Raw genomic sequence first — 25,885 nt, 5'->3', positions numbered from 1 at the left:
TTAGACCCAGTAAAATACTAAGGTATGGATCTAGGTCTGGTTACGGACACCGCCAGCGACCTTTCGCCTCAGGTGGCCCAAGAGATGGGCGTTGGCCTCGTGCCCACCTATGTCAAGATGGCCGGAGGTCGCTATAAGGACTGGAAGGAGCTTGCCCCCGATGCCCTTTACCGGGCGATCCGCCAGGGCGCGGAGCCGGTCACCGAGCCCCCATCGGTGGAGGACTTTCTGGAGATCTATGAGCGGTACCTCCAGGTCTACGACCGCCTTCTTTCCATCCACGTTTCTGGGGAGCTTTCCAAGACGGTGGAGCGGGCCCGGGAGGCGGCCCAGCGTCTGGCTCCCAACCGCGTTCGGGTCTTGGACTCCCGCATGGTTTCCGCAGGCCTGGGGGCCATGGTGATTAGGGCGGCGGAGATGCTAAAGGAGGGTAGGGAAGAGGGGGAGATCGTGGCGGAACTGGATCGCCTGAGCCGGTCCAGCCTCTATTTCAGCGTGGCCGATCTTTCGCATCTGGCCCGAAACGGGCGCCTTCCCCGGTTTGGGGAGGTGGTGGGCAACCTCCTGGGTCTAAGGCCGCTTTTGCGCATTGAAAACGGGCATATCCGCTTTCTAAGGGTGGTGCGGGAGGGGAGTGTGCCCGAGGCGCTGGCGGCCCTTGTGGCCCGAGAGTTCGGGCGGAGAGCGGTGCGCATTACCATAGCGCATAGCGATGCCAGCCCTGACTGGGTAAACGGCCTTAAGGCGGCCTTGGAGCGGGAGGTGCGTCTAAACCGGGGTCGGATCACCCGCTCCGGCGCCACCATCACCGCCAACGTGGGCCTAGGGGCCTTAGCCGTTCACGCCTACGCAGTAGAATAGGGTTTTGGTGGCGGCGGTTGCGAAGACCCCTTATGGCCACCGAGTGGAGCTTCCCCAGGTGGCCCGTGCGCTTCTCTTCAGCCGAGAGGAGCCTCCGGCCCTGCTTTTGACCACGGAGGACCGGCTGGGGCTTTGGGACCTTTCTGCTTTTAAGAGGGGTGCGTACGTAAACCCCGGCCTCGAGGCCTTTGGAGAGCGGGCTCTTTTCGTCATGAGCTACGAGGAGGCCCTTTCCCCCTTCCCCGAGGACCCCGAGGCCTGGCGGCTGGTCCTCGAGGTGGGCCGCACATACCCCAGGGGGGGCCTCTTGGAACGGCTGTCTCGGATGGGTTACGCCCGGGACGAGGACTTCGTCGTCCGGGGGGAGGTTTTGGAATTTTCCGATCTGGGGCTTAGGTTGGAGTTTTTCGGGGAGGAACTGGAGCGTATCCGCTACAAAGAAGACCGAAGGCGGTATGTTCTCTTGCCCAAGGTGGGGAAGAAGGAGGCTTGGACTTCCAAAAAGCTCCTCCACTTCCCGGGCCCCGTCTACCTAGACCTCCCCGCCCTTGCGCCGAAGGAGGTTTGGCCCCTTCTGGAGGGCCGGGCAGTGGTGGCCTTCGGAGCGGGGGTGGAGCTTCCCCTTTTCCCTCTTCCCGTGGAGACCCTGCCCCCTTTTAGGGGCCGGCTTTCCGAGGCGGAAGGGTTCATCCGTAAGGCCCTTGAGGAGGGGAAGAGGGTTCACCTTTTCGTCCGCCACCCCCGGAGCCTGGAGTATTTCCGCCGCCGCTTCCAGGGCCTGCCCCTTTCCTTTCAGGGCTACCCTGGGCCGAAAGGGGCCCTGACCCTCCTTTTGGGCTCCCTTGAAGGGGGAGTGGTCCTGGGGGAGGAGGTCCTCCTCACCGAGGCCCACCTGTACAGCTTCTCGGGGGTGCGGCCCAGGCTCAGGCGGGGCCAGGGGGTGGAGGACGTGGGGGCGCTTCGCCCGGGGGACTACCTCATCCACCCGGAGCATGGCATCGGCCAGTACCTGGGCCTCGAGGCCCGGGAGGTGCTGGGGGCAAAGCGGGACTATCTGGTCTTAAAGTACCGGGGGGAAGGCCGGCTCTACCTTCCCGTGGAGGACCTGGCCCTTCTCAAGCGCCACCCCGGGACCACGGACGACCCTCCCGAGCTTTCCAGCCTGGGAAAGAACGAGTGGCAAAGGGCTAAGGAGAAGGCGAGGAGGGCGGCTGAGGAACTTGCGGGCAGGCTTTTGGTCCTCTACGCCAAGCGCAAGGCCGCCCAGGGGCGCGCTTTTCCCCCTCTGCCCGACTGGGACCCTCTGATTGAAAGCGGGTTTCCCTTTGAGCTCACCCCTGACCAGACGAAGGCCCTGGAGGAGGTGATGAGGGACCTCGAGGCCCCCCACCCCATGGACCGGCTGATCTCGGGGGATGTGGGGTTTGGCAAGACGGAGGTGGCCCTAAGGGCCGCCCACCGGGTGGTGGGGCATGGGGCGCAGGTGGCCCTCCTCGTCCCCACCACGCTTTTGGCCGAGCAGCACGGAAAGACCTTTCGGGAGCGGTTTTGTGGCCTTCCTGTACGGGTGGGGGTCCTTTCCCGCTTCACTTCGGAAAAGGAGGAGCGGGCCATTCTGGAGGGCCTGAGGACCGGGGCGGTAGACATCGTCATCGGCACCCACCGGATCCTTCAGCCGGACGTGGCGTTTAAGGACCTGGGCCTTCTTATTGTGGACGAGGAGCACCGCTTTGGCGTGGCGCAGAAGGAAAGGATCCGGGAGCTGAAGGAGGGGGTGGACACCCTTTACCTTTCCGCCACCCCAATTCCTCGGACCCTTTACAGCGCCTTTGTGGGGCTTAAGGACCTTTCCAGCATCCAGACCCCCCCGCCGGGTAGGAAGCCCATCCAGACCTTCCTCGCCCCCTTCGACCCCCTGGTCGTGCGGGAGGCCATCCTGGACGAGCTGGAGCGGGGAGGGAAGGTCTTTTACATCCACGACCGGGTGGCCTCCATCGAGGCCCGGCGGCGTTACCTCGAGCGCCTGGTCCCCGAGGCCCGCTTCGGCGTGGTGCACGGCCAGATGCCTGAGGCCGTGGTGGAGGAAACCATGCTGGCCTTCCAAGAGGGGGCCTTTGATGTCCTGGTGGGGACGACCATCTTGGAGTCGGGCTTGGACATCCCCGAGGCCAACACCATCCTGATTGAACGGGCCGACCGGTTGGGCCTGGCCACCCTTTACCAGCTCAGGGGCCGGGTGGGGCGGCGGGACCGGGAGGCGTACGCCTACCTCTTCCACCCCCCCAGGCTGACCGAGGCGGCCGAGAAGCGGCTTACGGCCATCGCCGACCTTTCCGACCTGGGCTCTGGGCATCTTCTGGCCCAGAAGGACATGGAGATCCGGGGCATCGGGAACCTCCTGGGTCCGGAACAGCACGGCCACATCCGCGCGGTGAGCCTCGAGGTCTACACGGAGCTTCTAGAGGAGGCGATCCTTAGGCTCAAAGGCCAGGCGGTTCCGGAAACGCGGCGGGTGGTGGTGGACCTGGCCGTCTCCGCCCGCATTCCCGAGACGTATATCCCCAGCCTGGAGAAGCGGAGCCTCTGGTACGGGCGCATTTCGGAGGCCAAGGGCCTGGGGGAGCTTTCCCGCTTGGAGCGCCGCCTTAGGGCGGAGTACGGCCCCTTGCCCGAGGAGGCCCAGCGGTTTTTCGCTCTAGAAAGGCTGAAGCGCCTGGCCCAGGCCAAGGGGGTCTTGTCCATCACGGAGGAGCTCCTCTACATCCAGCTGGTCTTTTCCCACTGGCCGCTGGACTACGACGCCCAGGCGTTCAAGGCCTTTCCTCACCGCCTGGAGCTTACCCAGTACCCGCCGGGCCTTCGCCTGGTGAAAAAAGGGCTTTCCCCGGACCAGTATCCGGAGGTTCTGGCTGAGCTCCTCTACCTGTTCAAGGACCGGTGAGGGCAGTGCTAGACAGGAGGGAGGGTTTGGGTATAAACTTTGACTCAGTATAAGGAGGGTCAGATGAAGAAAGTCGGAGTGGTGGGTGCAGGGACGATGGGGAGCGGGATTGCGGCCCTTCTGGTGAGCGCCGGGGTTCCGGTGGTCCTTTTGGACATCCCTGGGCAGGAGGATCGGAACGGGCCCGCCAAAAGGGGGCTGGAGCGGGCGCTCAAAGCCCGGCCCGCCGCCTTCATGGACAAGGACCTGGCCCGGTACGTGGAGATCGGAAACACGGAGGACGACCTAGAGAAGCTGAAGGACTGCGACTGGGTGGTGGAGGCCATCATTGAGAGGCCCGAGCCCAAGCGGGCCCTCTACGCTCGTCTCGAGGCCCTCCTGAAGCCCGAGGCCATCGTGAGCTCCAACACCTCCGGGATCCCCATGAAGATCCTTTTGGAGGGGCGCTCCGAGTCCTTCCGGCGGCGCTTTCTGGGCACCCATTTCTTCAACCCGCCCCGCTACCTCCACCTCTTAGAGCTCATCCCCACCCCCGAGACCGATTCCCAGGTCCTGGCGAGGATGCGCCGCTTTGCCGAGCGCATCCTGGGCAAGGGGGTGGTCATCGCCAAGGACACCCCGGGCTTTATCGCCAACCGCCTGGGGGTCTACGGGATGGTCCAGGCCATCCGGCTCATGGAGAAGCACGGCCTCACCATAGACGAGGTGGACGCCCTCACCGGGCCCCTTCTGGGCCGGCCCAACTCGGCCACCTTCCGCACCGCGGACCTCACGGGGCTAGACGTTTTGAAGCTGGTCACCGAGGAGCTGGGCCAGGCCACGGGGGAGGACTTCGCCCTGCCCGACTGGGTCCTGCGCCTGGTGGCCGAAGGGCGGCTTGGGGAGAAGACGGGGGCGGGGTTTTACACCCGAAAGAACGGCGAGATCCTGACCCTGGACCCCTCCACCTTCGAGTACCGGCCCCGCAGGAAGCTGGACCTGCCGGAGGTGAGAGCCCTTATGGACAAGCCCCTTCCGGAGCGGCTTAAGGGGGCCTTGACCCTACCCGGAAAGTACGGGGCCTTCCTGAAGGAGCTCTTCCTATTGACTGCCCACTACACCCTGGAGAAGACCCCCCAGATCGCCTACGACCTCCTCTCCGTGGACCAGGCCCTGGAATGGGGCTTCGGCTGGGAGGAGGGGCCCTACAAAAACATGGACGCGGTGGGCTTGGGGGCCCTTAGGGCGGGCTTTTTGGAGCTCGGCCTTCCCGAGCCCGACCTCCTGGCCAAGGCCCGGGGGGGTTTCTACGGAGGCGGCACCTACCTGGCCTTCGATGGCACCTACCAGCCCCTTCCCGACCGGCCCGAGGTGGTGAGCCTCAAGAAGGTGCGCTCCGAGGGAAAGGTTCTTCTGGAGAACAAGGACGCGGCCCTTCTGGACCTGGGGGACGGGGTGGCCCTTTTGGAGTTCCGCACCAAGATGAACGCCATTGGGGAGGGGATCCTGAGCCTTCTCCAGAAATCCTTGGACTTCATTGAGAAAAACGGGTACGCGGGCCTGGTCATCGGGAACGAGGAGCCTCGAGCCTTCTCCGCCGGGGCCAACCTGGCCCTTATCCTCTCCCAGGCCCAGGAGGGGGACTGGGATGAGCTCGCGTTCGCGGTGCGGGCCTTCCAGAAGGCCACCATGAGCCTCCGCTATAGCCCCTTTCCCGTGGTGGTGGCCCCCTTTGGCCTCACCCTGGGGGGCGGGGCGGAGATGGTTTTGCACGCGGACCGGGTCCAGGCCCACGCGGAGCTTTACATGGGGCTGGTAGAGGTGGGGGTGGGGCTGATCCCGGCCGGGGGTGGGACCAAGGAGATGCTCTTTCGCTTCACCCAAGCCCTCGCCCCCTATGAGGAGGCGGACCCCTTTGAGGGGGTCAAGCGCGCCTTCCAGCTCATCGCCCTGGCCCAGACCTCCACGAGCGCCCTCGAGGCCCGAAGGATGGGCTTCCTCCGGGATGGGGATGGCATCAGCATGAACCGGGACTTCCTGATCGCCGACGCTAAGCGAAAGGTCCTGGAGCTGGCCCCCGACTACCGTCCACCCCTTCCGCCCCGCATCCGGACCCTGGGGGACGAGGCCTTAGGCAACCTTCGCTATGCGGTCTGGAGCTTCCGCGAGGCAGGCCAGATCTCGGACCACGATGTCCGGATCGGCCTCGAGCTGGCCTACATCCTGGCCGGGGGCGAGGGGCCGGGCCGGGAGGTCTCGGAATGGGAGATCCTGGACCTGGAGCGGGAGGCCTTCTTGAAGCTTTTGGGCACCCGGAAGACCCAGGAACGGATCGCCCACATGCTGAAAACGGGCAAACCCTTGAGGAACTAAGGGGCTTTACAGGAGGGAGTCATGCGGGAAGCGGTCATCGTAAGCGCGGTGCGCACCCCGGTGGGCCGGGGGAAGAAGGACGGGGCTTTGGCCTCCCTTCATCCGGTGGACCTTTCGGCCTTGGTCATGCGGGAGGCCTTGCGCCGGGCTGGGGTGGAGGGAAAGGAGCTGGAGGATGTGCTTTGGGGCTGCGCCATGCCCGAGGCCTCCCAGGGGCTTAACATCGCCCGGCTGGCCCTCCTGAGGGCGGGGCTTCCGGTGGAGGTGGCGGGGGCCACGGTCAACCGGTTCTGCTCCAGTGGGCTACAGACGGTGGCTATGGCGGCCCAGGCCGTCATGACCGGTATGGCGGATGCGGTGCTGGCGGGCGGGGTGGAGATGATGAGCCAGGTGCCCATGTCGGGCTACCACACCCGCCTGCACAAGGACCTCACCCCGGAGTGGTCCCCTGAGGCCTACTCCGCCTACATCGGTATGGGCTTTACTGCCGAGCGGGTGGCGGAGCGCTACGGCATCAGCCGGGAGGAGCAGGACCGCTGGGCCTTTAGAAGCCACCAGCGGGCCGCCCAGGCCTGGGCCGAGGGGCGGTTTACCGAGGTGGTTCCGGTCCCTGTCCGGAAGGTGGTCTGGAAGGACGGGAAAAAGACCACGGAGGAATACCTCTTTGAGCGGGACGAGACCGTCCGGCCCGACACCAGCCTCGAGAAGCTCGCCCAGCTCAAGCCCGCCTTCAAGCAGGGCGGGACGGTCACCGCAGGAAACAGCAGCCCTTACTCCGACGGGGCGGCGGCGGTTTTGGTGATGGACAAGGAGAAGGCCCTGGCCCTGGGGCTCAAGCCCCTGGCCCGGCTCATGGCCTTCGCCGTGGCGGGGGTGGAGCCGGACATCATGGGGGTGGGGCCGGCCAAGGCCATTCCCAAGGCGCTTAAGCGGGCGGGCCTGAGCCTGGACCAGATCGACCTCATCGAGTTCAACGAGGCCTTCGCCGCCCAGGTCCTGGCGGTGATGAAGGAGGTGGGCCTGCCCGAGGAGCGGACCAACGTCAACGGCGGGGCCATCGCCTTGGGCCACCCCTTAGGGGCCACGGGGGCCAAGCTCACCGCACAGCTCATCGCCGAGCTCTCCAGGCGAGGCGGTGGGATTGGAATGGTGACCATGTGCATCGGTGGGGGTATGGGGGCCGCAGGGATTTTTGAGGTGTACGCGTAAAGGAGGAGGCCATGACGGAGGAGAAAAAGCTTTGGAAAAAGGGCGGCGGCTGGCTTTTGGAGGCGCCCGAGACGGTTTACGCCCCGGAGGACTTTGATGAGACGGTCCGGGAGATCGCCCGCACCACCCGCACCTTCGCGGAAAGGGAGGTCCTGCCCCTTCTGGACAGGATGGAGCACGGGGAGCTCGAGCTCAACCTGGACCTGATGAGAAAGGCCGGGGCGCTGGGGCTTTTGGCGGTGGAGATCCCGGAGGAGTACGGGGGGCTGGACCTGCCCAAGGTGGTTTCTACGGTGATCGCGGAGGAGCTCGCCGGCACCGGGGGCTTTTCCGTGACGTACGGGGCCCACTCCTCCATCGGCACCTTGCCCCTGGTGTACTTCGGCACCGAGGAACAGAAGCGGAAATACCTCCCTAGGCTCGCGAGCGGGGAGTGGGTGGCCGCCTACTGCCTTACCGAGCCGGGCTCGGGTTCGGATGCCCTTGCCGCTAGGACACGGGCCACCCTTTCTGAGGACGGGAAGCATTACGTCCTGAACGGGGTCAAGCAGTGGATCTCCAACGCGGGCTTCGCCCAGCTCTTTACCGTCTTCGCCAAGGTGGACGGGGAACACTTCACCGCCTTCTTGGTGGAGCGGAACACGCCCGGGCTTTCCTTCGGCCCGGAGGAAAAGAAGATGGGCATCAAGGCGAGCTCCACCCGGCAGGTGATCCTCCAAGACGTCCGGGTTCCGGTGGAGAACGTCCTAGGGGAGATCGGCAAGGGGCACAAGATCGCCTTCAACGTCCTCAACGTGGGCCGGTACAAGCTGGGGGCGGGGGCCATTGGCGGGAGCAAGCGGGCTTTGGAACTCTCCGCCAAGTACGCCAAGGAGCGCCATCAGTTTGGCCGCCCCATCGCCAGCTTTGGCCTGATTCAGGAGAAGCTCGCGGAGATGGCTACCCGCATCTACGCAGGGGAGAGCGCCGTCTACCGCACCGTGGGCCTGATCGATGAGGCTTTGGAGGGGAAGAAGGGCGCCGAGGCGGTCCTTGCGGGGATCGAGGAGTACGCGGTGGAGGCCAGCATCATCAAGGTGCTGGGCTCCGAGGTCCTAGACTACGCGGTGGACGAGGGGGTGCAGATCCACGGGGGCTACGGGTACTCCCAGGAGTACCCCATAGAGCGCGCCTACCGGGATGCCCGGATCAACCGCATCTTTGAGGGGACGAACGAGATCAACCGCCTCCTCATCCCCGGAATGCTCCTAAGGCGGGCGATGAAGGGACACCTGCCCTTGTTCCAGGCGGCCCAAAGGCTTCAGAAGGAGCTTCTCGAGCCCTCCTTCGAGGAGCCCGAGGACCGGGAGGCCGCTTACGTCCAAAACCTCAAGAAGCTGGCCCTCATGGTGATGGGGCTTGCCGCTTTAAGGTTTGGGGAGAAGGTGGAAGAGGAGCAGGAGGTCCTGGCCGCGGCCGCGGACATCCTCATCGAGACCTACGCGGCAGAAAGCGGCCTCCTCCGGGCGCGCCGCCTGGGCGGGGTGGCCCAGGCCATGGCCCGGTTCTACCTCCTCCAGGCCCTGGACCGGGCCCAGGTGCGGGCGCTTGGGGTCCTGCCCCGGCTTGCCGAAGGGGATGAGCTCCGCCTGGCCCTCTCCGCGGCCCGTCGCCTGACCAAGCGGGAGGCCTTGGACCTGGTGGCCATAAGGCGGGAGGTGGCCCAGGCGGTTTTGGAAAGGGAGGGGTATCCCCTTGCTGTGCTAAAATAAGGCTTAGCCCCAGGTCAGGGGGGTGGTCGCGCCTGGAAGGCCGAACCCTTCCGGGTGAGGAAAGTCCGGGCACCGTAGGGCAGGGTGCCAGCTAACGGCTGGGCGGGGTAACCCGACGGAAAGTGCCACAGAGAAGAGACCGCCAGCGGCCCTTGGGGGTGCGGGCAAGGGTGAAACGGTGGGGTAAGAGCCCACCGCCTGGCCTGGCAACAGGCTGGGGCACGGCAAACCCCACCCGGTGCAAGGTCCGGTAGGCAGGGAGGGCTTGCCCGGCCCGTCAGAACCTGCGGGATGGACCGCTCGAGGCCAGGGGCGACCCTGGTCCTAGAGAGATGACCACCGAAACAGAACCCGGCTTACGCCCTGGCCTGGGGCCTTATATCAGCCGCCACTTAGGCCCCTCCTTGGTGTCCTCCACCGCGACGCCCAGCTCCAAGAGCTGGGCCCGGATCTGGTCGCTTTTTTGGTAATCCCGGGCCCGGCGCGCCTCTTCTCTAAGTTCCAGAAGCAGGCGGATAAGGCCTTCCAGAAGGGGGCCAGAGACCCTTTCTTCCAGCGCCGCTTTCGGGAAAAGGCCCAGGATACCCTCGCCCAGGCGGTGAAAGGTCTGGGCGGTCCTTTCCAGGCTTTCCCTTTTGGCCTCGGGGAGAAGCTTGTTAAGCTCAGGCAGGAAGTCAAAGAAAGCGGCCAGGGCCTGAGGGGTAGAGAGGTCGTCCTCTAGGGACGAGAGGACCCGGGCCTCCAGATCGTCCAGGGCCTCTTCCAAAGGGTGGGTGGTGCCCGAAGGGGCCTCCTGGGCCCTTCTTTGCACCTCCCGGTAGGCCTGGAGGAGACGGGTGTAGCCCTTTTTCGCCGCCTCGAGGCCCTCCCAGGTGAAGTCCAAGACGCTCCGGTAATGGGTTTGGAGAAGGTAAAAGCGGAGGGCCATGGGCTCATGGGCGGTGAGGAGGTCGTGGAGGAGGATCAGGTTGCCCGTGCTTTTGGCCATCTTTTCCCCTTCTAGAAGCACGTGGTTATGATGCATCCAGTACCGGGCAAACCGGTACCCCGCGGCCTCCGCCTGGGCGATCTCGCACTCGTGGTGGGGGAACTGCAGGTCTATGCCCCCCGCGTGGAGGTCAAACCCCTCCCCCAGGTACTTAAGGCTCATGGCTGTGCACTCGATGTGCCAGCCCGGATACCCCTCCCCCCAGGGGCTTTTCCAGCGCATGATGTGCCCGGGTTCGGCCCGCTTCCATAGGGCGAAGTCCAGGGGGTCTTCCTTCTCCTCCCGTACCTCCACCCTGGCCCCAGCCCGGAGCTCCTCTGGTTTTTTTCCGGACAGCTTCCCGTACTCCGGGAAGCTTCTTACCCGGAAGTAGACGCTGCCGTTTCGTTCGTAGGCGTACCCTTTTTGCAGGAGAATCTCGGTCAACTCGAGCTGCTCCGGGATATGGCCGCTGGCCCGGGGGGTGATGGAGGGTCTGAGGACGTTGAGGGCGGTGATGGCGTCAAAGTAGCTCCACATGTACTTGTCCGCCACTTCCATGGGCTCTAGGCGCTCCAGCTTGGCCCTTTTCTCAACCTTGTCCTCCCCCTCGTCCGCGTCGTCCGTGAGGTGGCCCACGTCGGTGATGTTGGATACGAAGCGGACCTTGTACCCCTGGTCCAACAGATACCGCCTCAGGACGTCGTAAACGATCGGCCCACGGGCATGGCCCAGGTGGGGGTCGGAGTAGACCGTGGGCCCACAGACGTAGATTCCTACGTGACCGGGGGTGGAGGGGAGGAAAGCCTCCTTTTTCCGGGTCAGGGTGTTGTAGAGGACGAGCGGCATATGAGGCATTATAGAGGGCATGGGCCGGATCATCCGAGGGCTTGCGGCAGGAGGAGGTCTGCGCGTCATTGCGGCGGAAACCACGGACGTGGTGGAGGAGGCCCGGCTTCGCCACGGGCTTTCCCCCACGGCCACCGCCGCCTTGGGCCGGGCGCTTACGGGGGCGCTCCTTTTGGCTCAGCTATTGCTCAAGACACCCAGGGAGCGCATCGCCCTAAGGTTTGAGGGGGATGGCCCCTTGGGGGGGATGATCGTGGAGGCCGCTTTGGACGGGACGGTCCGGGGGTATGCGAAGAACCCCCGGGTGGACCTGCCCCTCCGGGGGGATGGGAAGCTGGACGTGGGGGCTTTGGTGGGCCGGGGGACGCTCCAGGTGGATCGGACGCTGCCCAACGGCGAGGTGTACACGAGCCGGGTGGAGCTCCGCTCGGGGGAGGTGGCGGAGGACCTGGCCTACTACCTGTTCCAGTCCGAACAGACGCCGGCGGCCGTCCTCCTGGGGGTGCGCTTACAGGCCAGCGGGGCGGTGGACCGGGCGGGGGGGATGGCCATCCAGGTGCTGCCCGGGGCAAAAGAGGATGAGATTGCCCGTCTGGAGCGCAACCTGGCCGGTGTGAGTTTTTCCGCACTCCTTAAAGAGAAGGGGTTGGAGGGAGCGGTGGGCACCCTTTTGGAGGGCCTGGGGTTTGAGCGGACCGACCTCAGGGCGCTGGGGTATTCGGGCAACGAGATCCCCGCCCGGTTCCAGTGCCGCTGCAACCGGGAGAAAGCCCTCGAGGCCCTGGTTTTTTTCACCCCGGGGGAGAGGGAAGAGATGATCGTAAAAGACGGGGGTGCGGAGGTGGTCTGCCACTGGTGCAACGAGCACTACCGCTTTAGTCCGGAGGAGATCCGTTCTTTGGTCTCGGAGGTGCGCTGTCCGGACTGTGGGGCGCTTTGGCTTTACCCCAAGGAAGACGGAACGGTCGTGCGGATGGAAGGGGAGACCTGCCGGTGTGGCCGAAAGGTCGAACTGAAGGGGGCGGACGGAGCTTGAAGGCACGCCCCCCAAAGGAGGGTGGCCCGGGGCTTCAGAACAGGCGGGTCACCCTTTTTGCCAGCGGAGGAGAGAGGCCTCGAGGCGACCAAAAAAGGCGAAGAGAAAGAGGACAAAGCCCACGATCAAGGTGAGGATGGCCAGGCTTAACGCGGCGTTAAAGGTGCTCTGCGCAAAGGAGAGGAGGTACCCAAGCCCCCGGCTTGCCGCCACGAACTCCCCTTCCCCCACCTCGAGGTCCACCCCTTCCAAGACCCGGATGGGGCCATAGGAGAGGCTTAGACCCTGGACCCTAAGCACCCACACCTCCAAGTCGAGAAGGGATTCCGCCTTAAAGCCCGGGGGAAGGAGGCCCGCTTCCACCTGGCTTTCCGCCACCCGGCGGGCGGCCTCCAGGTCGATCTGGACGCTTTTGGGGTAAAGTTCCTTTCGGTAGGCCTCGATCACTTCCTCCAGTTCCTTCCGGTCCCCTCCCGCGATGAGCTCTTTGGGTAGGGTGTCGGCGATGAGCCGGCTCGAGGCGGCGTGGATGAAGCGGAGCGCCTTTTCCAAGGCCCGGGCCATGCGGCGCATCTCCTCCAACCGGGCCTGCCTCTCCTCCAGCCGGATCGCCACCCCCATGAACTCATAGGGGCCCCCCAGATACGTCTGGGTGTCCTTGAGGCGCATAAAGTTTACCAGCTCCCTCCCTCCCGCCGCTTTAAGGAGGGAGAGGGCGGGTTCCTGGACCATGCCCGCATCCACCTGCCCTGTCCGAAGGGCTTCGTACAGATTCGGGCCCAGGGTGGCGTACTGGACCCTTTTGGGGTCCACCCCGGCCTTTTTAAGAAGGTAGACCAAAAGGACGTGGTCGGCGTTGGCCAGGGCCGAGACCCCCACGGTCTTTCCCTCCAGGTCCTGGACGGTTTTGATGGCTCGGGCGGTCTTGGGGGCGGTGGCCAAGGCGAACAGGGGGAGGCGGCCCGTGGAGGCGAAGCGGAGGATTCGCGCCCCCCGGGCATAGGCCTAGAGGGCGGCATCCAGGCTGGTGGCCGCATACTCCACCGCACCCCCCACCAACGCCTGCAGGGCTTGGCTGCCCCCACGGGTGTAGACCAGTTCCACCTCGAGGCCTCCTCGCGGAAATACTCCCTTCGCTGGGCTATCTCATCGGGGATGATGCAGAGAAGCTGGGAGCAGAAGGCCAGTCTGATCCGCTTCCGCTGGCCTAGGGCCAGCCCCCCAGGGCGGCCATCCCTGTGAGCCGGAGCACCTCCCGGCGGCTTGTGCAGCAGTCCAACCGCGCCCTCATACCCGGTAGTATACCGGTATCCTGGCCCCGGGGCGTGCCAGAATGAAACCAGGCGGCCCGACCCGGGGGCTGCCCGTACAGGAGGGGGGAGATGGAGTACGAGACCTTAGCCGTCCTGGCCGGCCTTCCCGAGGAGGACCCCTACCGGGCGGTGGGGCTTCCCATCTACGGGGTGGCGGCCTATGGATTCAGGGGCCTCGAGGAGGGCAAGCGGCGGTTTGAGGAGGGGGACTACACCTATAGCCGTCTGAAAAACCCCACGAACCGCGCCCTGGAAGAGCGGATCGCCGCTTTGGAGGGGGCCTTGGATGCGGCGGTCTTCGCCTCGGGCCAGGCGGCCACCCTCGCTGCCCTTTTGGCCCTGGTCCGCTCGGGGGACGAGGTGGTGGCCTCCGAGGGGCTTTTCGGCCAGACGGTGGGGCTATTCAACCAGGTCTTCGGCCTCATGGGGGTGAGGGTGCGCTACGCCCCGCCCGAACGGGGGGCTTTTGAGGCCCTCCTTTCCGAGAGGACCCGGGCCCTTTTCGTGGAGACGGTGGCCAACCCTGCCCTGACCGTTCCGGACTTTGCGGGGCTTGCGGCCCTGGCCGAGGAGCGCAAGGTGGCCCTGGTCGTGGACAACACCTTTGGGGCGGCGGGCGCCTACGCCCAGCCCCTGGCCCTGGGGGCGCATGTGGTGGTGGAGAGCCTCACCAAATGGGCTTCCGGGCACGGATCCGTTCTAGGGGGGGCGGTGCTTGCCCGGGGAGCAGGGCTTTGGAAGGCCTATCCCCAGTTCACTGAACCGGACGCCCAGGGCCGGGTGCCCTGGGCGGTTTTTGGGGAAGGGTGTTATCTGGAAAGGGTCCGCCAGCTTGGGCTCTCCCTCATGGGGATGACCCTTTCCCCCTTCCACGCCTACCTCCTCTTCCAAGGCCTGGAGACCGTGGCCCTGAGGGCCAAGGCCATGGAGAGGACGGCCCTCGAGCTCGCCCGGTTCCTAAGGGCCCATCCTAAGGTGAAGGGGGTGCGTTACCCCGGCCTTCCGGAGGACCCCGCCCACGAGCGGGCGGTGCGCTACCTGAAGGGGTTTGGCTCCATCCTGACCTTGGAGCTGGGAAGCCTCGAGGCGGCAAGCCGCTTCCTTTCCCGAGTCCCCTTGCTCCAGGCCCCCAATGTGGGCGATGCCCGGACCCTCCTCGTTCACCCCTGGACCACCACGCACGGCCGCTTGCCGGAGGAGGCGCGCCTAAAGGCCGGGGTAACCCCGGGGCTTATCCGGGTCTCCGTGGGGCTTGAGCACCCCAAGGACCTCCTAGAAGCCTTCCAAAAGGGCCTCGAGGCCCTCTAGACCACCCACTCCCCCTGCCGCATCAGGGCCACCCGCGTTTCGTCCTCGTACAGGCCGTCCACGTCCATCCCCGGGCCTCCGATCATCCAGTCGATGTGGATCTTGCTCTGGTTCCCGCCCTTTTTGAGCCGTTCCTCCGCCTCGCCCGGTACGTTTTCCGCGTAGCTCTGGCCGAAGGCCAGGTGGCTGGCTGCATTTTCATCCAGGAGAGTTTCCAGGAAAAGCAGGCCCGTTTTGGCCACGGGGCTGCTCGCGGCCACCAAGGCCACCTCGCCAAGTCGCCTCGCCCCCTCATCGGTTTCTAGAGCTTTCAAAAAGGCCTCGCCGTTTTTGGCCCGGACCTCCACCGCCACACCCCCCTCAAACCGGGCGAAGATCTCCTCCACCACCTGCCCACCGTAGGCGAGGGGCCTAGAGGAGGTCACATACCCCTCCACCCGGGCCCGATGGGGGGCGGTGAAGACCTCTTCCGTGGGCAGGTTGGGGGTGCAGACCACGCCGTTTTGGGCCTGAGCGGCCCCACCCTGCCAGAGGTGGCCCTCGGCCAGCCCCACGGTGAGATCGGTCCCGGGGCCGCGGAAGTGAAGGGCGTGGAAGCGGCGGGTGTTCAGGTAGTCCACGAGCTGTGCAAGCCTCTGGTTGTGGGCCCGCCAGGCGGCGATGGGGTCTTCCTGGTCCACCCGAGTCACCTGGAAAAGCACCTCCCATAGCCGGTTCACACCCTCCTCCTCGGGCAGGTCGGGGAACAGCCTTCTAGCCCAGGCGGGATGAGCGAAGGGGACCAGGCTCCAGTTGGTGGCGAACTGGCTGATGGCCTCGAGGGCGGGCCGGTAAGCCTCCGCCTGGGCCCGCTGGGCGGCGGCCACCTTCTCGGGAGGAATCCCCTCGAGAAGCCTCGGGTCTCCGCCCAGAATCCCGAGCCGGGCCCATCCTTCCCGGTAGGCCCGGGCCAGGCCCTCGTAGAGCCAGGCGGGGGCCCGTTTCAGGCCCTCGAGGTCCACCATCTGGTAGCGCAAAAGGGTCAGCGCGTCATCCGAAAACAGCGGCAGGACCAGGCTTCCTCCCCTTCGGTACGCGGCCTCGGCGATTTTGCGCACCAAGGGGAGGGCCTCTATGGGGGCGGTGAGGACCAGTTCCTGGCCGGGCTGGAGGTTAAGCCCCACCTGGACCACCACCTCGGCCAGAAGGGTTAGGCGTTCGTCCAGCGTCTTCACAGCCCAAGTCTACCCCCGAAGGCGGCGTGTAGAATAGCCGAACGGTGTACCACTCTTTGAAATACACGATTTCCATGCTTCCATTCCGACCTTAAGCTTGGAGCATGAACCGGTTCGTATACCTACTGGAGGAGGCCCAGGGCCTAGACCGGGATACCCTGGGGGGGAAAGGGTTCGGCCTGGTGGAGATGCGGCGGGCGGGCCTGCCCGTCCCCCCAGCCCTGGTCGTCACCACCGAGGCCTGCCGGGCTTACCTTAGGGAGGGCCACCTTCCCGAGGGGCTCTGGGAGGAGGTAAAGACCAAGGTACGCGCCCTAGAGGCGCTCTCGGGCAAGGCCTTTGGTGGGGGGGCGGGTGGAAGGCCCCCCCTTCTGGTCTCCGTTCGGTCGGGTGCACCGGTCTCCATGCCGGGGATGATGGACACGATCCTGAACCTCGGCCTGAACCTGGAGGGGGTGGAGGCCTTGGCCCGGGCCACCGGCAACCCCCGGTTTGCCTGGGACACCTTTCGCCGCCTGATCCAGATGTATGGCGAGGTGGTCCTGGGGGTGGAGGGCCAGGCCTTTGAGGCCCTCTTGGAGGAGGTCAAGGCCAGAAGGGGGGTCTCGGACGCGGGGCTTGCCCCAGAGGAGCTGGAGGAGGTGGCCTTCCGGTCTTTGCGGCTTTTGGAGGAGAGGGGCCTGGTCTTCCCCATGGACCCTTGGGCCCAGCTCAGGGGGGCGGTGGAGGCGGTCTTCAGGAGCTGGAACAATCCCCGCGCCCGGGTTTACCGTCGGATCTACGGTATCCCGGAGGACCTGGGTACGGCGGTGGTGATCCAGGCCATGGTCTTCGGGAACCTGGGAGAGGATTCGGGCACCGGCGTGGGCTTCACCCGCAATCCAGCCACGGGGGAGAAGGGGCTATACGGGGAGTACCTGCAAAACGCCCAGGGGGAGGACGTGGTGGCAGGCCTGCGTACCCCCGAGCCTTTGGAGCGGCTTCGGGGGTTTGCCCCCAGGCTGTACCAGGAGCTCGAGGCCACCGCCGCGCTTTTAGAACGCCATTTCCGGGAGATGCAGGACTTTGAGTTCACCGTGGAGAGGGGGAGGCTTTACCTCCTCCAGACCCGTTCGGGAAAGCGCACCGCCCAAGCCGCGGTCCGCATCGCGGTGGAGATGGCGGAGGAGGGGCTGATCACCAAGGAGGAAGCGGTGCTCCGGGTGGACCCTAATGCCCTTCCCGCCCTCCTCAGGCCCGCCGTGAACCCTGATGCGGCTCCCAGGCCCCTCATCCGAGGGCTTCCCGCAAGCCCGGGTGCGGCGGTGGGCCGGGCGGTCTTCTCCAACGAAATGGCGGAGCGCTACGCCTCCCAAGGGGTTCCGGTCATCCTGGTCCGGCCCGAGACCACGCCCGAGGACATCACGGGGATGTACCTTTCCCAAGGCATCCTCACCGCCCGGGGCGGCCTTACCTCGCATGCGGCGGTGGTGGCCCGGGGCCTGGGGGTGCCGGCGGTGGTGGGGGCGGAAGGCCTTAGGGTGGAGAAGGACCGCGCCTGGATAGGGGAAAAGGAGATCCAGGAGGGGGAGCTCCTCACGATAGATGGAAGCACCGGGGCGGTCTACCTGGGGGAGGTGCCCCTTTTAGAGGGGGCGGGGATGGAGATTCTGGACCGCCTTTTGGCCTGGGCTGAACCCTACCGCACGCTTGGTGTAAGGGCCAATGCGGACACGCCCGAGGAGGCCCAAAGAGCACGGGCCTTCGGGGCAGAAGGAATCGGCCTTTGCCGTACGGAGCATATGTTCTTCAAGGAGGAGCGCCTTCCTTGGGTGCGCAAGCTCCTTTTCGGTACCCCCGAGGAGGAGGATGAGGCCCTTGAGCGGCTTTTCCAATACCAGAAGGAGGACTTCAAGGGCATCCTTCGGGCCATGGACGGCCTGCCCGTGACGGTGAGGCTTCTGGATGCCCCCCTGCACGAGTTCCTCCCGCCGGTTGCTTCCCCGGCAGGGGAAGACCAGGAGGCCATGGCCGAGGAGGGAAGAGGCCGGGATCTGAAGGAGGTGAACCCAATGCTGGGCTTCCGGGGCATCCGGCTCCTTCTCCTGAGGCCAAAGGTTTTTCAGATGCAGCTTAGGGCCCTTCTCGAGGCGGCCCAGGCGCTTAAGGGGGAGGGGCTGGACCCCAGGCCTGAGGTCATGCTGCCCTTGGTCTCCGACCCCAAGGAGGTGGAGCGGGCCAAGGACATGGCCCAGGCCCTCTTTGCCGAGTTTTTTCCCATCCCCTTTGGCACGATGATCGAAACCCCCAGGGCAGCCCTTCTGGCGGAAAAGATCGCGCCCTTGGTGGACTTTTTCAGCTTTGGCACCAACGACCTCACCCAGATGACCTTCGGTCTCTCCCGGGACGATGCGGGGAAGTTCCTGCCCCGCTACTTGGAGGAGCGGCTTCTTTCCTCCGACCCCACGGAGACCCTGGACCTCGAGGGGGTGGGCCGGCTGGTCCGCCTGGCGGCGGAGGAGGGGAGGCGGGCCAACCCCGGCCTCAAGCTGGGCCTTTGCGGCGAGCACGGGGGGGAAGCGAGGAGCGTCCTATTCGGGTCGGCGTTTTTGGACTACACTTCCGCCTCCTTATACCGGCTCCTCACCGCCCGGTTGGCCGCAGCCCAGGCGGGGCTCAGGCGGGTTCGGGCTTAAGGGCCTTTGTGGGCACGGCGGGGTTGACCCGTGGAGGGTGGGAAAGCGTAAGGCCTTTCTAAGGGGCTTGGCTCGGGCTGTCCACCCACTTCCGGAGGCCGTAGAATCCCTTGCCCAGGTTGACCACCGGGCTGAGGTGCCAGCGGCTTAAGGCGGCGAGGCGGCTTAGGGCGATCCGCTCCGGGTTTTGGATATGCGCCCAGTGCCCCCGTTCCTTGAGGAGCCTCCCCACCTCTCGGTAGTGGAGGGGGCGGCCCTCCTCCTCGAGAAGGGCCAAAACGAGCTCCCTAAACCCCATGCATGGACTTTAATCCTTCCGGAAAGGGGCGCGCAAGGCGTAGCATGGGGGTGTGAAGAACCAGGAACTGGCCCGGATCTTTGAAGAGATTGGCCTCATGAGCGAATTCCTCGGGGACAATCCCTTTAGGGTGCGAGCCTACCACCAGGCGGCCCGGACGCTTTACGACCTGGATACCCCCATCGAGGACCTGGCCGAAGGGGGGAAGGAGGCCTTGATGGCCCTACCGGGCATCGGCCCGGACCTCGCGGACAAGATCCTGGAGTATCTGAACACGGGACGCATCGCTAAGCACGAGGAGCTCTCCCAAAAGGTCCCCCCGGGGGTCATCCAGGTGATGGAGGTGCCTGGGGTGGGTCCGAAGACGGCCAGGCAGCTCTTCGAGGCCCTGGGGATAGACTCTTTGGAAAAGCTAAGAAGGGCCCTGGAGGAGGGGAGGCTTCTTTCCCTGCGGGGGTTTGGGGCAAAGAAGGTGGAGCGCATCCGGGAGGGGCTGGCTTTGATGGAAGGGGCCTCTAAGCGGCGGCCGCTTGGGGCAGTCCTTTCCTTGGCTCGAAGCCTTCTGGAGGCCATCCGGGCCTTGCCGGGCGTAAAGGAGGCGGAGCTTTGCGGCTCGGCCCGGCGCTACAAGGAGACGGTGGGTGACCTGGACTTTCTGGTGGCGAGCCGGGAAGGGGAGAGGGTGGTGGAGGGGTTTGTGCGCCTTCCCAAAGTCCAGGAGGTCTACGCCAAGGGGGAGAACCGGGCCACGGTTTTTTTGAAGGATGGCCTCCAGGTGGACCTGAAGATCGTCCTTCCAGAAAGCTTCGGGGCCGGGCTTCAGTACCTCACCGGGAGCAAGGAGCACTCCATCCGCTTAAGGGCCTTGGCCCAGGAAAAGGGGCTCAAGCTCAACGAGTACGGGGTCTGGCGGGGGGAGGAGCGCATCGCAGGCCTCACGGAGGAGGAGGTCTACGCCGCCTTGGGCCTGCCCTTCATCCCCCCTCCTTTGCGGGAGAACCGGGGGGAGATCGAGGCCGCCTTGAAGGGGCGGCTTCCCAGGCTGGTCCAGCTTTCTGAGGTGCGGGGGGACCTCCAGGTCCACTCCACCTGGTCGGATGGGAAGAATACCGTGGAGGAGCTCTACCAGGCGGCCAGGGCTTTGGGGTACGAGTACCTGGCGGTGACGGACCATTCCCCCGCGGTCCGGGTGGCGGGGGGTGTGGGACCGGAGGAGGCCTTGGAGCGCATCCGGGCCATCCGGGCTTGGAATGAGCAAACGGGGGGAAAGCCGTACCTGCTTGTGGGGGCGGAGGTGGACATTCACCCCGACGGGAGTCTGGACTACCCGGACTGGGTTTTGAAGGAACTGGACCTCGTCCTGGTCTCGATCCACTCCCAGTTCCGCCTGGACAAGGAGGCGCAGACCAGGAGGATCCTCAGGGCTTTGCAAAACCCCTACGTCCACATCCTGGCCCATCCCACCGCCCGCCTTCTCGGGCGTCGGGCCCCGGTGGCCGCAGACTGGGAAGAGGTCTTCGCCGCTGCCAAGGACCTCGGGGTGTATGTGGAAATCGACGGTTACTACGACCGCATGGACCTGCCCGATGACCTGGCCCGGATGGCCCTGGAGATGGGGCTTTCCTTCTCCCTCTCGACCGATGCCCACCAGGTGGACCACCTCCGCTTTATGGAGCTGGCGGTGGGAAACGCCCAGCGGGCCTGGATCCCCCCGGAAAGGGTGCTCAACACCCTGCCCCTCGAGGACCTCCTTTCCGCTTTGAAAAGCCGCTCTAGGCCCCAACGCTGATATACTGGCCCCGTGTACGGCGTCTTGGTCTGGCCGCCGGGGCCCCTCCGGAGCTTTTTAGAAGAACTACAAAGACTCCATGGGGTCAGGGGGTTTGGCCCCCCCCACCTTAACCTCCGCCAGCCCTTTGACTGGCCGTATGAAGAGGAGGCGCTCTACAGGGGCCTCGAGGGCATCCTCCGGGGGCATCCCCCTTTCCGCCTCCGCCTGGGCCGATGGGGGGTTTTCCCGCACGGGGTGGTCTACTTGAGGGCCTACGGAGGGGGTGCGTTTCGCCGGCTCCACCATGCCCTTGAGCCTCTCGCCCCCCCCTTGAAGGAGCTCGAGGGCCCGAGCTTCATTCCCCACTTCACCCTGGCTTTGGGCCTTCCCGAGGAAGAAGCCCAGGCCCTGGCAGACCGCCTCCCTCCTCCTCCGGTTGCCTCCTTCACGGTGCGGGAGGTGGCCTTGGTGAAGGACGATGGGGAGGGGCTTTGGGAGGTGGCCCGGTTCAGTCTAGGAAATCCCTGAGCTTCCGGGTGCGGCTCTCGTGGTACTTGAGCTTGCGCAGGGCTTTGTTTTCAATCTGCCGGATGCGCTCCCGGGTGACGCCGAAGAAGGCCCCCACCTCCTCCAGGGTGTGCTCCCGACCATCGATGAGTCCCTTGCGCAGCTTGAGCACCATGGCCTCCCGTTCCGAGAGCTTGGAGAGGGCCTTTTCCAATTCCTCGGAAAGGAGGCTTTGCGCCGCGGCGTCCACGGGGGAGGGTAGGTGCTCGTCGGGGATGAAATCCCCGTAGAAGCTGTCCTTCTCGTCCCCGATGGGGGTTTCTAAGGAGACGGGTTCCTGGGCGATCTTGAACGTCTCCTCCACCCGCTTGGCGTCCCACCCTGGCCCCATGGCCTCGGCGATCTCCTCGTAGCTGGGCTCCCGGCCCAGTTCCTGCTGGAGCTGCCTTGCGGTCCGGGAAAGCTTGTTGATGGTCTCCACCATGTGGACGGGGATGCGGATGGTCCGGGCCTGGTCGGCGATGGCCCGGTTGATGGCCTGCCGGATCCACCAGGTGGCGTAGGTGGAGAACTTGTACCGCCTTTTGTACTCAAACTTCTCCACCGCCCGGATGAGGCCTTGGTTACCTTCCTGGATAAGGTCTAGGAAAGATAGGCCTCTCCCGGTGAATTTTTTGGCGATGGAGACCACCAGCCGCAGGTTGGCCTCGATAAGGTGCTGGCGGGCGGCCTCGCCCTCCCGGGCGATGTGGAGGTAGCGTTTGAGCTCCTTGGGGAGGGCCTTAAGCCTCTGGTCGATCTCCTCCACCTTCTCGGGGGAGAGGGTTTCCTTGAGGCCAGGGATCTGGCTCACCCGGGCCGAGCCCAGGATCTTGGCCCGCACCACCTCCCGGATGAGGTCTGCCTCCAGGCCGGTGGCCTCGGAGAGCTTTTTGATCGCCTCCATCCCCTCCTCTACCTTCCGGGCCAGATCGATCTCCTCCTCCAGGGTGAGGAGGGGAACCTGGCCGATCTCATGGAGGTACTGCCGCACCGGGTCGGAGGTGGAGACCCGTGGGGAAGCGAGTTCTTCCTCCTCCACCTCCTCTTCAAAAAGCTCGGGCTCCAGAAGCAGGCTCTCCGGGTCCTGGAGCACCTCGGGGTCCAGGGCCTCGGGGTCGTCCAAGACCTCAGGGAGGTCCGTAGGCTCGAGGTCGGGGGGGGTCTCCTCCTGCTCGACCTCGGCCGCCTCTAAGGGGGTCAGCGGCTCATTCCCCTCGAGGGGGACCTCCTGTTGCTTCCCGAAGGGAACACTGAGAGGCTGGCCGTAGGCCTGGACTTCCTTCTCCTTGGTCTTGTTCTTCTTTTTGCTCAAGCCTTACCTCCTTACCGCGAAGAGGACCTTGTATCTATCCTGACGCAGGACTTCCCAGTGGCCGAAAAGGGCTTCCAGAAGGGGTTCGTACTTGAGAAAGGGGTTGGCCACCAAGTAAAACCGCCCCCCCGGCCTTAACCGGGCGTGGGCTGCATGGACAAACGCTTGGGCCACATCCAAAAGGACGCTTCCCCCCACGTGAAAGGGGGGGTTCGTCACCACGATATCATACCGGGCTTCCTTTGGCAAGCCCTCGTCCACGTCGGAGTGGAACACCTCTGCCACGAGGCCGTTTTCCTCCAGGCTTCGCTGTAGGGAGAGCAGGCTGGCCCAGTCGTCCTCCACCGCCGCCACCCGGGCCCCTCTGTGGGCGAGGGGGAGGGTGAGGCCCCCATAGCCGGCCCCTAGGTCCAAAACCTCGAGGCCCCGGACTTCTTCCAGGGACTCTAGAAGGAGAAGGGTTGCGGGGTCCAGGTGCCCCGCGGAGAAGACCCCGGGCAGGTGGTGGAAGCGGAAGGCCGTGCCCTGGACCCCTTCGGTGAAGACCGACCAGACCTCGCCGAGGGGCGGGGCCTTCTTTTCCTTCTCCAAAAGGGCCACCCGCACCGGCCCCTCCCGCTTCAGAAGAAGGCCGTATCCCAAAAGCGCCTGGGCCTCTTTGAAGTAGCGTTCAAACCCCTTGTTCTTATCCCCGGCCAGGTACAACCGGCCCCCCATCCGGAGGGCCCGGGCCGCCGCCAGGAGGGAGAGGTGGGTGTACCGGCTTCCCCGGCCCGCGGGAAGGGCTAAAAGGGCCAGGTCGTAGGCCTCCTCCTCCGCTTCCCAGGGCAGGGCCCTCCTGGCCTTGAGGCCGCTTTTTTTAAGGGCGAGGAGGGCGGCTTTTGAGGTCTCGAGCCGCTCCACCTCCATCCGCCCTTCCAGCGGAAGGCTGCCCCAGCCCACCCCGGGGTTGAGGTCCAAAGCCCTTCGCCCAAAGGGCTCCACCGCGCGGGCCAGAAGGTCGTACACGGGGTCCGGATACCCCCGGGCTCCCGGCTTGACGTAGACCACCCCTTGAGGATGGGGGAGGGGGGTCAGGCGGTGGTACTCCTCAAGTGTCACAAGGAAAAAGTATACCGCCCACCTTGCCCAAAAAAGCCTGGGTGGATTACCATGCGCAAAACCCCTCTCTGGGGGGAGGAGGCGGGAATGGCCCTGGTCGTACAGAAATACGGCGGAACCAGCGTGGGGGACCTGGAGCGCATCCACAAGGTGGCCCAGCGCATCGCCCACTATCGGGAGAAGGGGCATACGCTTGCGGTGGTGGTCTCGGCCATGGGGCACACCACCGACGAGCTCATCGCCTTGGCCAAGCGGGTGAACCCCAGACCGCCCTTTAGGGAACTGGACCTTTTGACCACCACGGGGGAGCAGGTTTCGGTGGCGCTTCTTTCCCTGCAGCTTCAGGCCATGGGGATCCCGGCCAAGGGGTTTGTCCAGCACCAGATCGGCATCGTGACCGATGGCCGCTACGGCAATGCCCGCATCCTAAAAGTGGAGCCGGCCCGGGTGCAAAGGGCCCTGGAGGAGGGGTACGTGGCGGTTATCGCGGGCTTCATGGGCACCACGGAGGAGGGGGAGATCACCACCTTGGGCCGGGGAGGGTCCGATACCACCGCGGTGGCCATCGCCGCGGCCCTTGGGGCCAAGGAGTGCGAGATCTATACCGACACCGAGGGGGTTTACACCACCGATCCCCACCTCATCCCGGAGGCCCGCAGGCTTTCCGTGATCGGCTACGACCAGATGCTGGAGATGGCCGCCCTGGGGGCCAGGGTTCTCCACCCCCGGGCGGTGTACTACGCCAAGCAGTACGGGGTGGTTTTACACGTGCGAAGCAGCTTCTCCTACAATCCAGGCACGATGGTCAAGGAGGTGGATGCGATGGAGATGGGTAGGGTGGTCACCGGGGTGGCCCTGGATCTGGACCATGCCCAGATCGGCCTGATTGGCATACCGGACCAACCGGGGATTGCGGCCAAGGTCTTCCAGGCCCTGGCCGAGAAGGGCATTGCCGTGGACATGATCATCCAGGGGGTGCCGGGGCACGATCCCTCGAGGCAGCAGATGGCCTTTACGGTGAACAAGGACTTCGCCCAGGAGGCCCTCGAGGCTTTGGAGCCCGTTCTGGCCGAGATAGGCGGGGAGGCCATTCTGCGCCCCGATATCGCCAAGGTCTCCATCGTGGGGGTGGCCCTGGCCTCCACCCCGGGCATCCCGGCCCGGATGTTCCAGGCGGTGGCCAGTGTGGGGGCGAACATCGAGATGATCTCCACCAGCGAGGTCCGCATCTCGGTCATCATCCCGGCGGAGTATGCGGAGGCCGCGGTCCGGGCCGTCCACCGGGCGTTTGAGCTGGATCAGTAGGCCCAGGGCCCAGGGCGGGCCCTGGGGGTGCCTGGACCCGGCTTTTAGAGAAGGCCCAGGGCCCTTACCTCATCGCGCTCTTCCAAAAGCTCCCGGGCGGTGATCTCCATCCGCTTTTGGGCGAACTCGTTGATCTCGAGGCCCTGGACGATCTCGTACGCCCCGTCTTTCGTCCTGACCGGGAAGGAATAGACCAGGCCCTCCGGGACCCCGTAGGAGCCCTCCGAGACCACGGCCATGCTCACCCAGTCCCCCTCCGGGGTGCCCAGGGCCCAGTCCCGGATGTGCTCGATGGCCGCATTCGCCGCGCTGGCTGCGCTCGAGGCCCCCCGGGCCTGGATGATGGCCGCTCCCCGTTGGGCGACGGTGGGGATGAACTCCTTCTCGTACCAGTCCATATCCACAAGCTCAAGCGCGGGCCTCCCGTCCACCAGGGCATGGAAGAGGTCCGGGAACATGGTGCTGGAGTGGTTGCCCCAGACGGTCATCCGGGTGATCCGGTCCACCGCCACGCCCGTCTTCTTGGCCAGTTGGGCTTTAGCCCGGTTGTGGTCCAGCCGGGTCATGGCGGTGAAGTTCCTGGGGTCCAGGCCCTTGGCGTGGTGGTAGGCGATGAGGGCGTTGGTGTTGGCGGGGTTCCCCACCACCAGGACCTTGACCGTTTTTCGGGCGGCTTCCGCCAGGGCCCGGCCTTGTTCGGCGAAGATCTTCGCGTTGGCGGAAAGGAGGTCCCGCCTTTCCATCCCCGCCTTTCTGGGCATCGCTCCCACCAAAAGGGCGTAGTCGGCGTCGGCAAAGGCCACCCGCGGGTCTTGGGTGGTGACGATGCCCTTTAGAAGGGGAAAGGCGCAGTCCTCCAGCTCCATGACCACGCCTTCCAGGGCGGGTAAGGCCTGGGGTATCTCCAGAAGCTGAAGGATGACGGGCTGATCCTTCCCCAGCATCTCTCCTGCGGCGATGCGGAAGACCAGGCTGTACCCGATCTGGCCTGCAGCTCCTGTAACCGCTACACGAACGGGGTTTTTCATGCTTTCCTCCTGCCCATAAGCCTTCGGGGGTCTGGCCCCCTTCCA

18 protein-coding genes and 1 other RNA gene are annotated in these 25,885 nt (G+C 65.4%); 12 read left to right on the top strand and 7 right to left on the bottom strand.

Going from position 1 to position 25,885, the window contains the following annotated elements:
* Positions 1–24: 24 nt before the first annotated feature.
* From C4301_RS01280 to rnpB, 6 genes are all read left to right on the top strand, one after another.
* Positions 25–861, top strand: a complete 837-nt coding sequence (locus tag C4301_RS01280) for a DegV family protein (protein ID WP_352413311.1) — start codon at positions 25–27, stop codon at positions 859–861.
* Positions 862–868: 7 nt separating this feature from the next.
* Positions 869–3,802: a transcription-repair coupling factor gene (gene mfd, locus C4301_RS01275; RefSeq protein WP_352413322.1), complete on the top strand. Its 2,934-nt coding sequence runs from the start codon at positions 869–871 to the stop codon at positions 3,800–3,802.
* Positions 3,803–3,865: 63 nt separating this feature from the next.
* Complete coding sequence (locus C4301_RS01270) at positions 3,866–6,154, top strand: 3-hydroxyacyl-CoA dehydrogenase/enoyl-CoA hydratase family protein (protein WP_352413310.1); 2,289 nt, start codon at positions 3,866–3,868, stop codon at positions 6,152–6,154.
* Between the two features lie 21 nt (positions 6,155–6,175).
* On the top strand, positions 6,176–7,363 hold the full coding sequence (locus C4301_RS01265; protein WP_352413309.1) for a thiolase family protein: 1,188 nt from the start codon (positions 6,176–6,178) through the stop codon (positions 7,361–7,363).
* An 11-nt stretch (positions 7,364–7,374) separates the two neighbouring features.
* On the top strand, positions 7,375–9,114 hold the full coding sequence (locus C4301_RS01260; RefSeq protein WP_352413308.1) for an acyl-CoA dehydrogenase FadE: 1,740 nt from the start codon (positions 7,375–7,377) through the stop codon (positions 9,112–9,114).
* Between the two features lie 10 nt (positions 9,115–9,124).
* Positions 9,125–9,489, top strand: an RNA gene (rnpB, locus tag C4301_RS01255) — RNase P RNA component class A.
* A 1-nt stretch (position 9,490) separates the two neighbouring features.
* On the opposite strand, the gene cysS is transcribed toward rnpB, so the two are convergent.
* Positions 9,491–10,930, bottom strand: a complete 1,440-nt coding sequence (gene cysS, locus C4301_RS01250; protein WP_352413307.1) for a cysteine--tRNA ligase — start codon at positions 10,928–10,930, stop codon at positions 9,491–9,493.
* Between the two features lie 19 nt (positions 10,931–10,949).
* Between cysS and hslO the strand changes: the two genes are divergently transcribed.
* The gene (gene hslO / locus C4301_RS01245) at positions 10,950–11,966 is read left to right on the top strand and encodes an Hsp33 family molecular chaperone HslO (RefSeq protein WP_352413306.1); all 1,017 of its coding nucleotides are present in this window, start codon (positions 10,950–10,952) and stop codon (positions 11,964–11,966) included.
* A 48-nt stretch (positions 11,967–12,014) separates the two neighbouring features.
* Here hslO and C4301_RS01240 read toward each other — a convergent pair whose 3' ends face one another.
* Complete coding sequence (locus C4301_RS01240; protein WP_352413305.1) at positions 12,015–12,908, bottom strand: ABC transporter substrate-binding protein; 894 nt, start codon at positions 12,906–12,908, stop codon at positions 12,015–12,017.
* A gap of 440 nt (positions 12,909–13,348) precedes the next feature.
* Between C4301_RS01240 and C4301_RS01235 the strand changes: the two genes are divergently transcribed.
* Positions 13,349–14,587, top strand: coding sequence for an aminotransferase class I/II-fold pyridoxal phosphate-dependent enzyme (locus tag C4301_RS01235; RefSeq protein ID WP_352413304.1), 1,239 nt, complete (start codon positions 13,349–13,351; stop codon positions 14,585–14,587).
* Here the strand turns inward: C4301_RS01235 and C4301_RS01230 are convergent.
* Positions 14,584–15,801: an aminopeptidase gene (locus C4301_RS01230; protein ID WP_352413303.1), complete on the bottom strand. Its 1,218-nt coding sequence runs from the start codon at positions 15,799–15,801 to the stop codon at positions 14,584–14,586. The two genes, C4301_RS01235 and C4301_RS01230, sit on opposite strands and share 4 nt — an antisense overlap.
* A 104-nt stretch (positions 15,802–15,905) precedes the next feature.
* Between C4301_RS01230 and ppdK the strand changes: the two genes are divergently transcribed.
* Positions 15,906–18,476, top strand: coding sequence for a pyruvate, phosphate dikinase (gene ppdK / locus C4301_RS01225; protein WP_352413302.1), 2,571 nt, complete (start codon positions 15,906–15,908; stop codon positions 18,474–18,476).
* A 58-nt stretch (positions 18,477–18,534) separates the two neighbouring features.
* Here ppdK and C4301_RS01220 read toward each other — a convergent pair whose 3' ends face one another.
* Positions 18,535–18,774 (bottom strand): hypothetical protein, encoded by a 240-nt coding sequence (locus C4301_RS01220; protein WP_352413301.1) that lies wholly within the window; start codon positions 18,772–18,774, stop codon positions 18,535–18,537.
* Positions 18,775–18,826: 52 nt separating this feature from the next.
* On the opposite strand from C4301_RS01220, the gene polX reads away from it, so the two are divergent.
* Both polX and C4301_RS01210 read left to right on the top strand, forming a co-directional pair.
* On the top strand, positions 18,827–20,563 hold the full coding sequence (gene polX, locus C4301_RS01215) for a DNA polymerase/3'-5' exonuclease PolX (RefSeq protein ID WP_352413300.1): 1,737 nt from the start codon (positions 18,827–18,829) through the stop codon (positions 20,561–20,563).
* A 12-nt stretch (positions 20,564–20,575) separates the two neighbouring features.
* On the top strand, positions 20,576–21,073 hold the full coding sequence (locus tag C4301_RS01210) for a 2'-5' RNA ligase family protein (RefSeq protein ID WP_352413299.1): 498 nt from the start codon (positions 20,576–20,578) through the stop codon (positions 21,071–21,073).
* Here C4301_RS01210 and rpoD read toward each other — a convergent pair.
* A complete protein-coding gene (rpoD, locus tag C4301_RS01205; RefSeq protein ID WP_352413298.1) occupies positions 21,054–22,406 on the bottom strand; it encodes an RNA polymerase sigma factor RpoD in 1,353 nt (450 codons plus the stop codon). The genes C4301_RS01210 and rpoD overlap by 20 nt on opposite strands.
* 3 nt (positions 22,407–22,409) lie before the next feature.
* Positions 22,410–23,507 (bottom strand): class I SAM-dependent methyltransferase, encoded by a 1,098-nt coding sequence (locus C4301_RS01200; protein WP_352413297.1) that lies wholly within the window; start codon positions 23,505–23,507, stop codon positions 22,410–22,412.
* Positions 23,508–23,594: 87 nt separating this feature from the next.
* Here C4301_RS01200 and C4301_RS01195 point away from each other — a divergent pair, with 87 nt between their 5' ends.
* A complete protein-coding gene (locus tag C4301_RS01195; protein WP_352413321.1) occupies positions 23,595–24,812 on the top strand; it encodes an aspartate kinase in 1,218 nt (405 codons plus the stop codon).
* 44 nt (positions 24,813–24,856) lie between these two features.
* Here C4301_RS01195 and C4301_RS01190 read toward each other — a convergent pair whose 3' ends face one another.
* Complete coding sequence (locus C4301_RS01190) at positions 24,857–25,840, bottom strand: malate dehydrogenase (RefSeq protein WP_352413296.1); 984 nt, start codon at positions 25,838–25,840, stop codon at positions 24,857–24,859.
* Positions 25,841–25,885: the final 45 nt, after the last annotated feature.

This window comes from Thermus sp. (assembly GCF_040290245.1).
GTDB lineage: Bacteria > Deinococcota > Deinococci > Deinococcales > Thermaceae > Thermus_A.
This window is presented reverse-complemented; position numbering and strand designations above follow the sequence as displayed.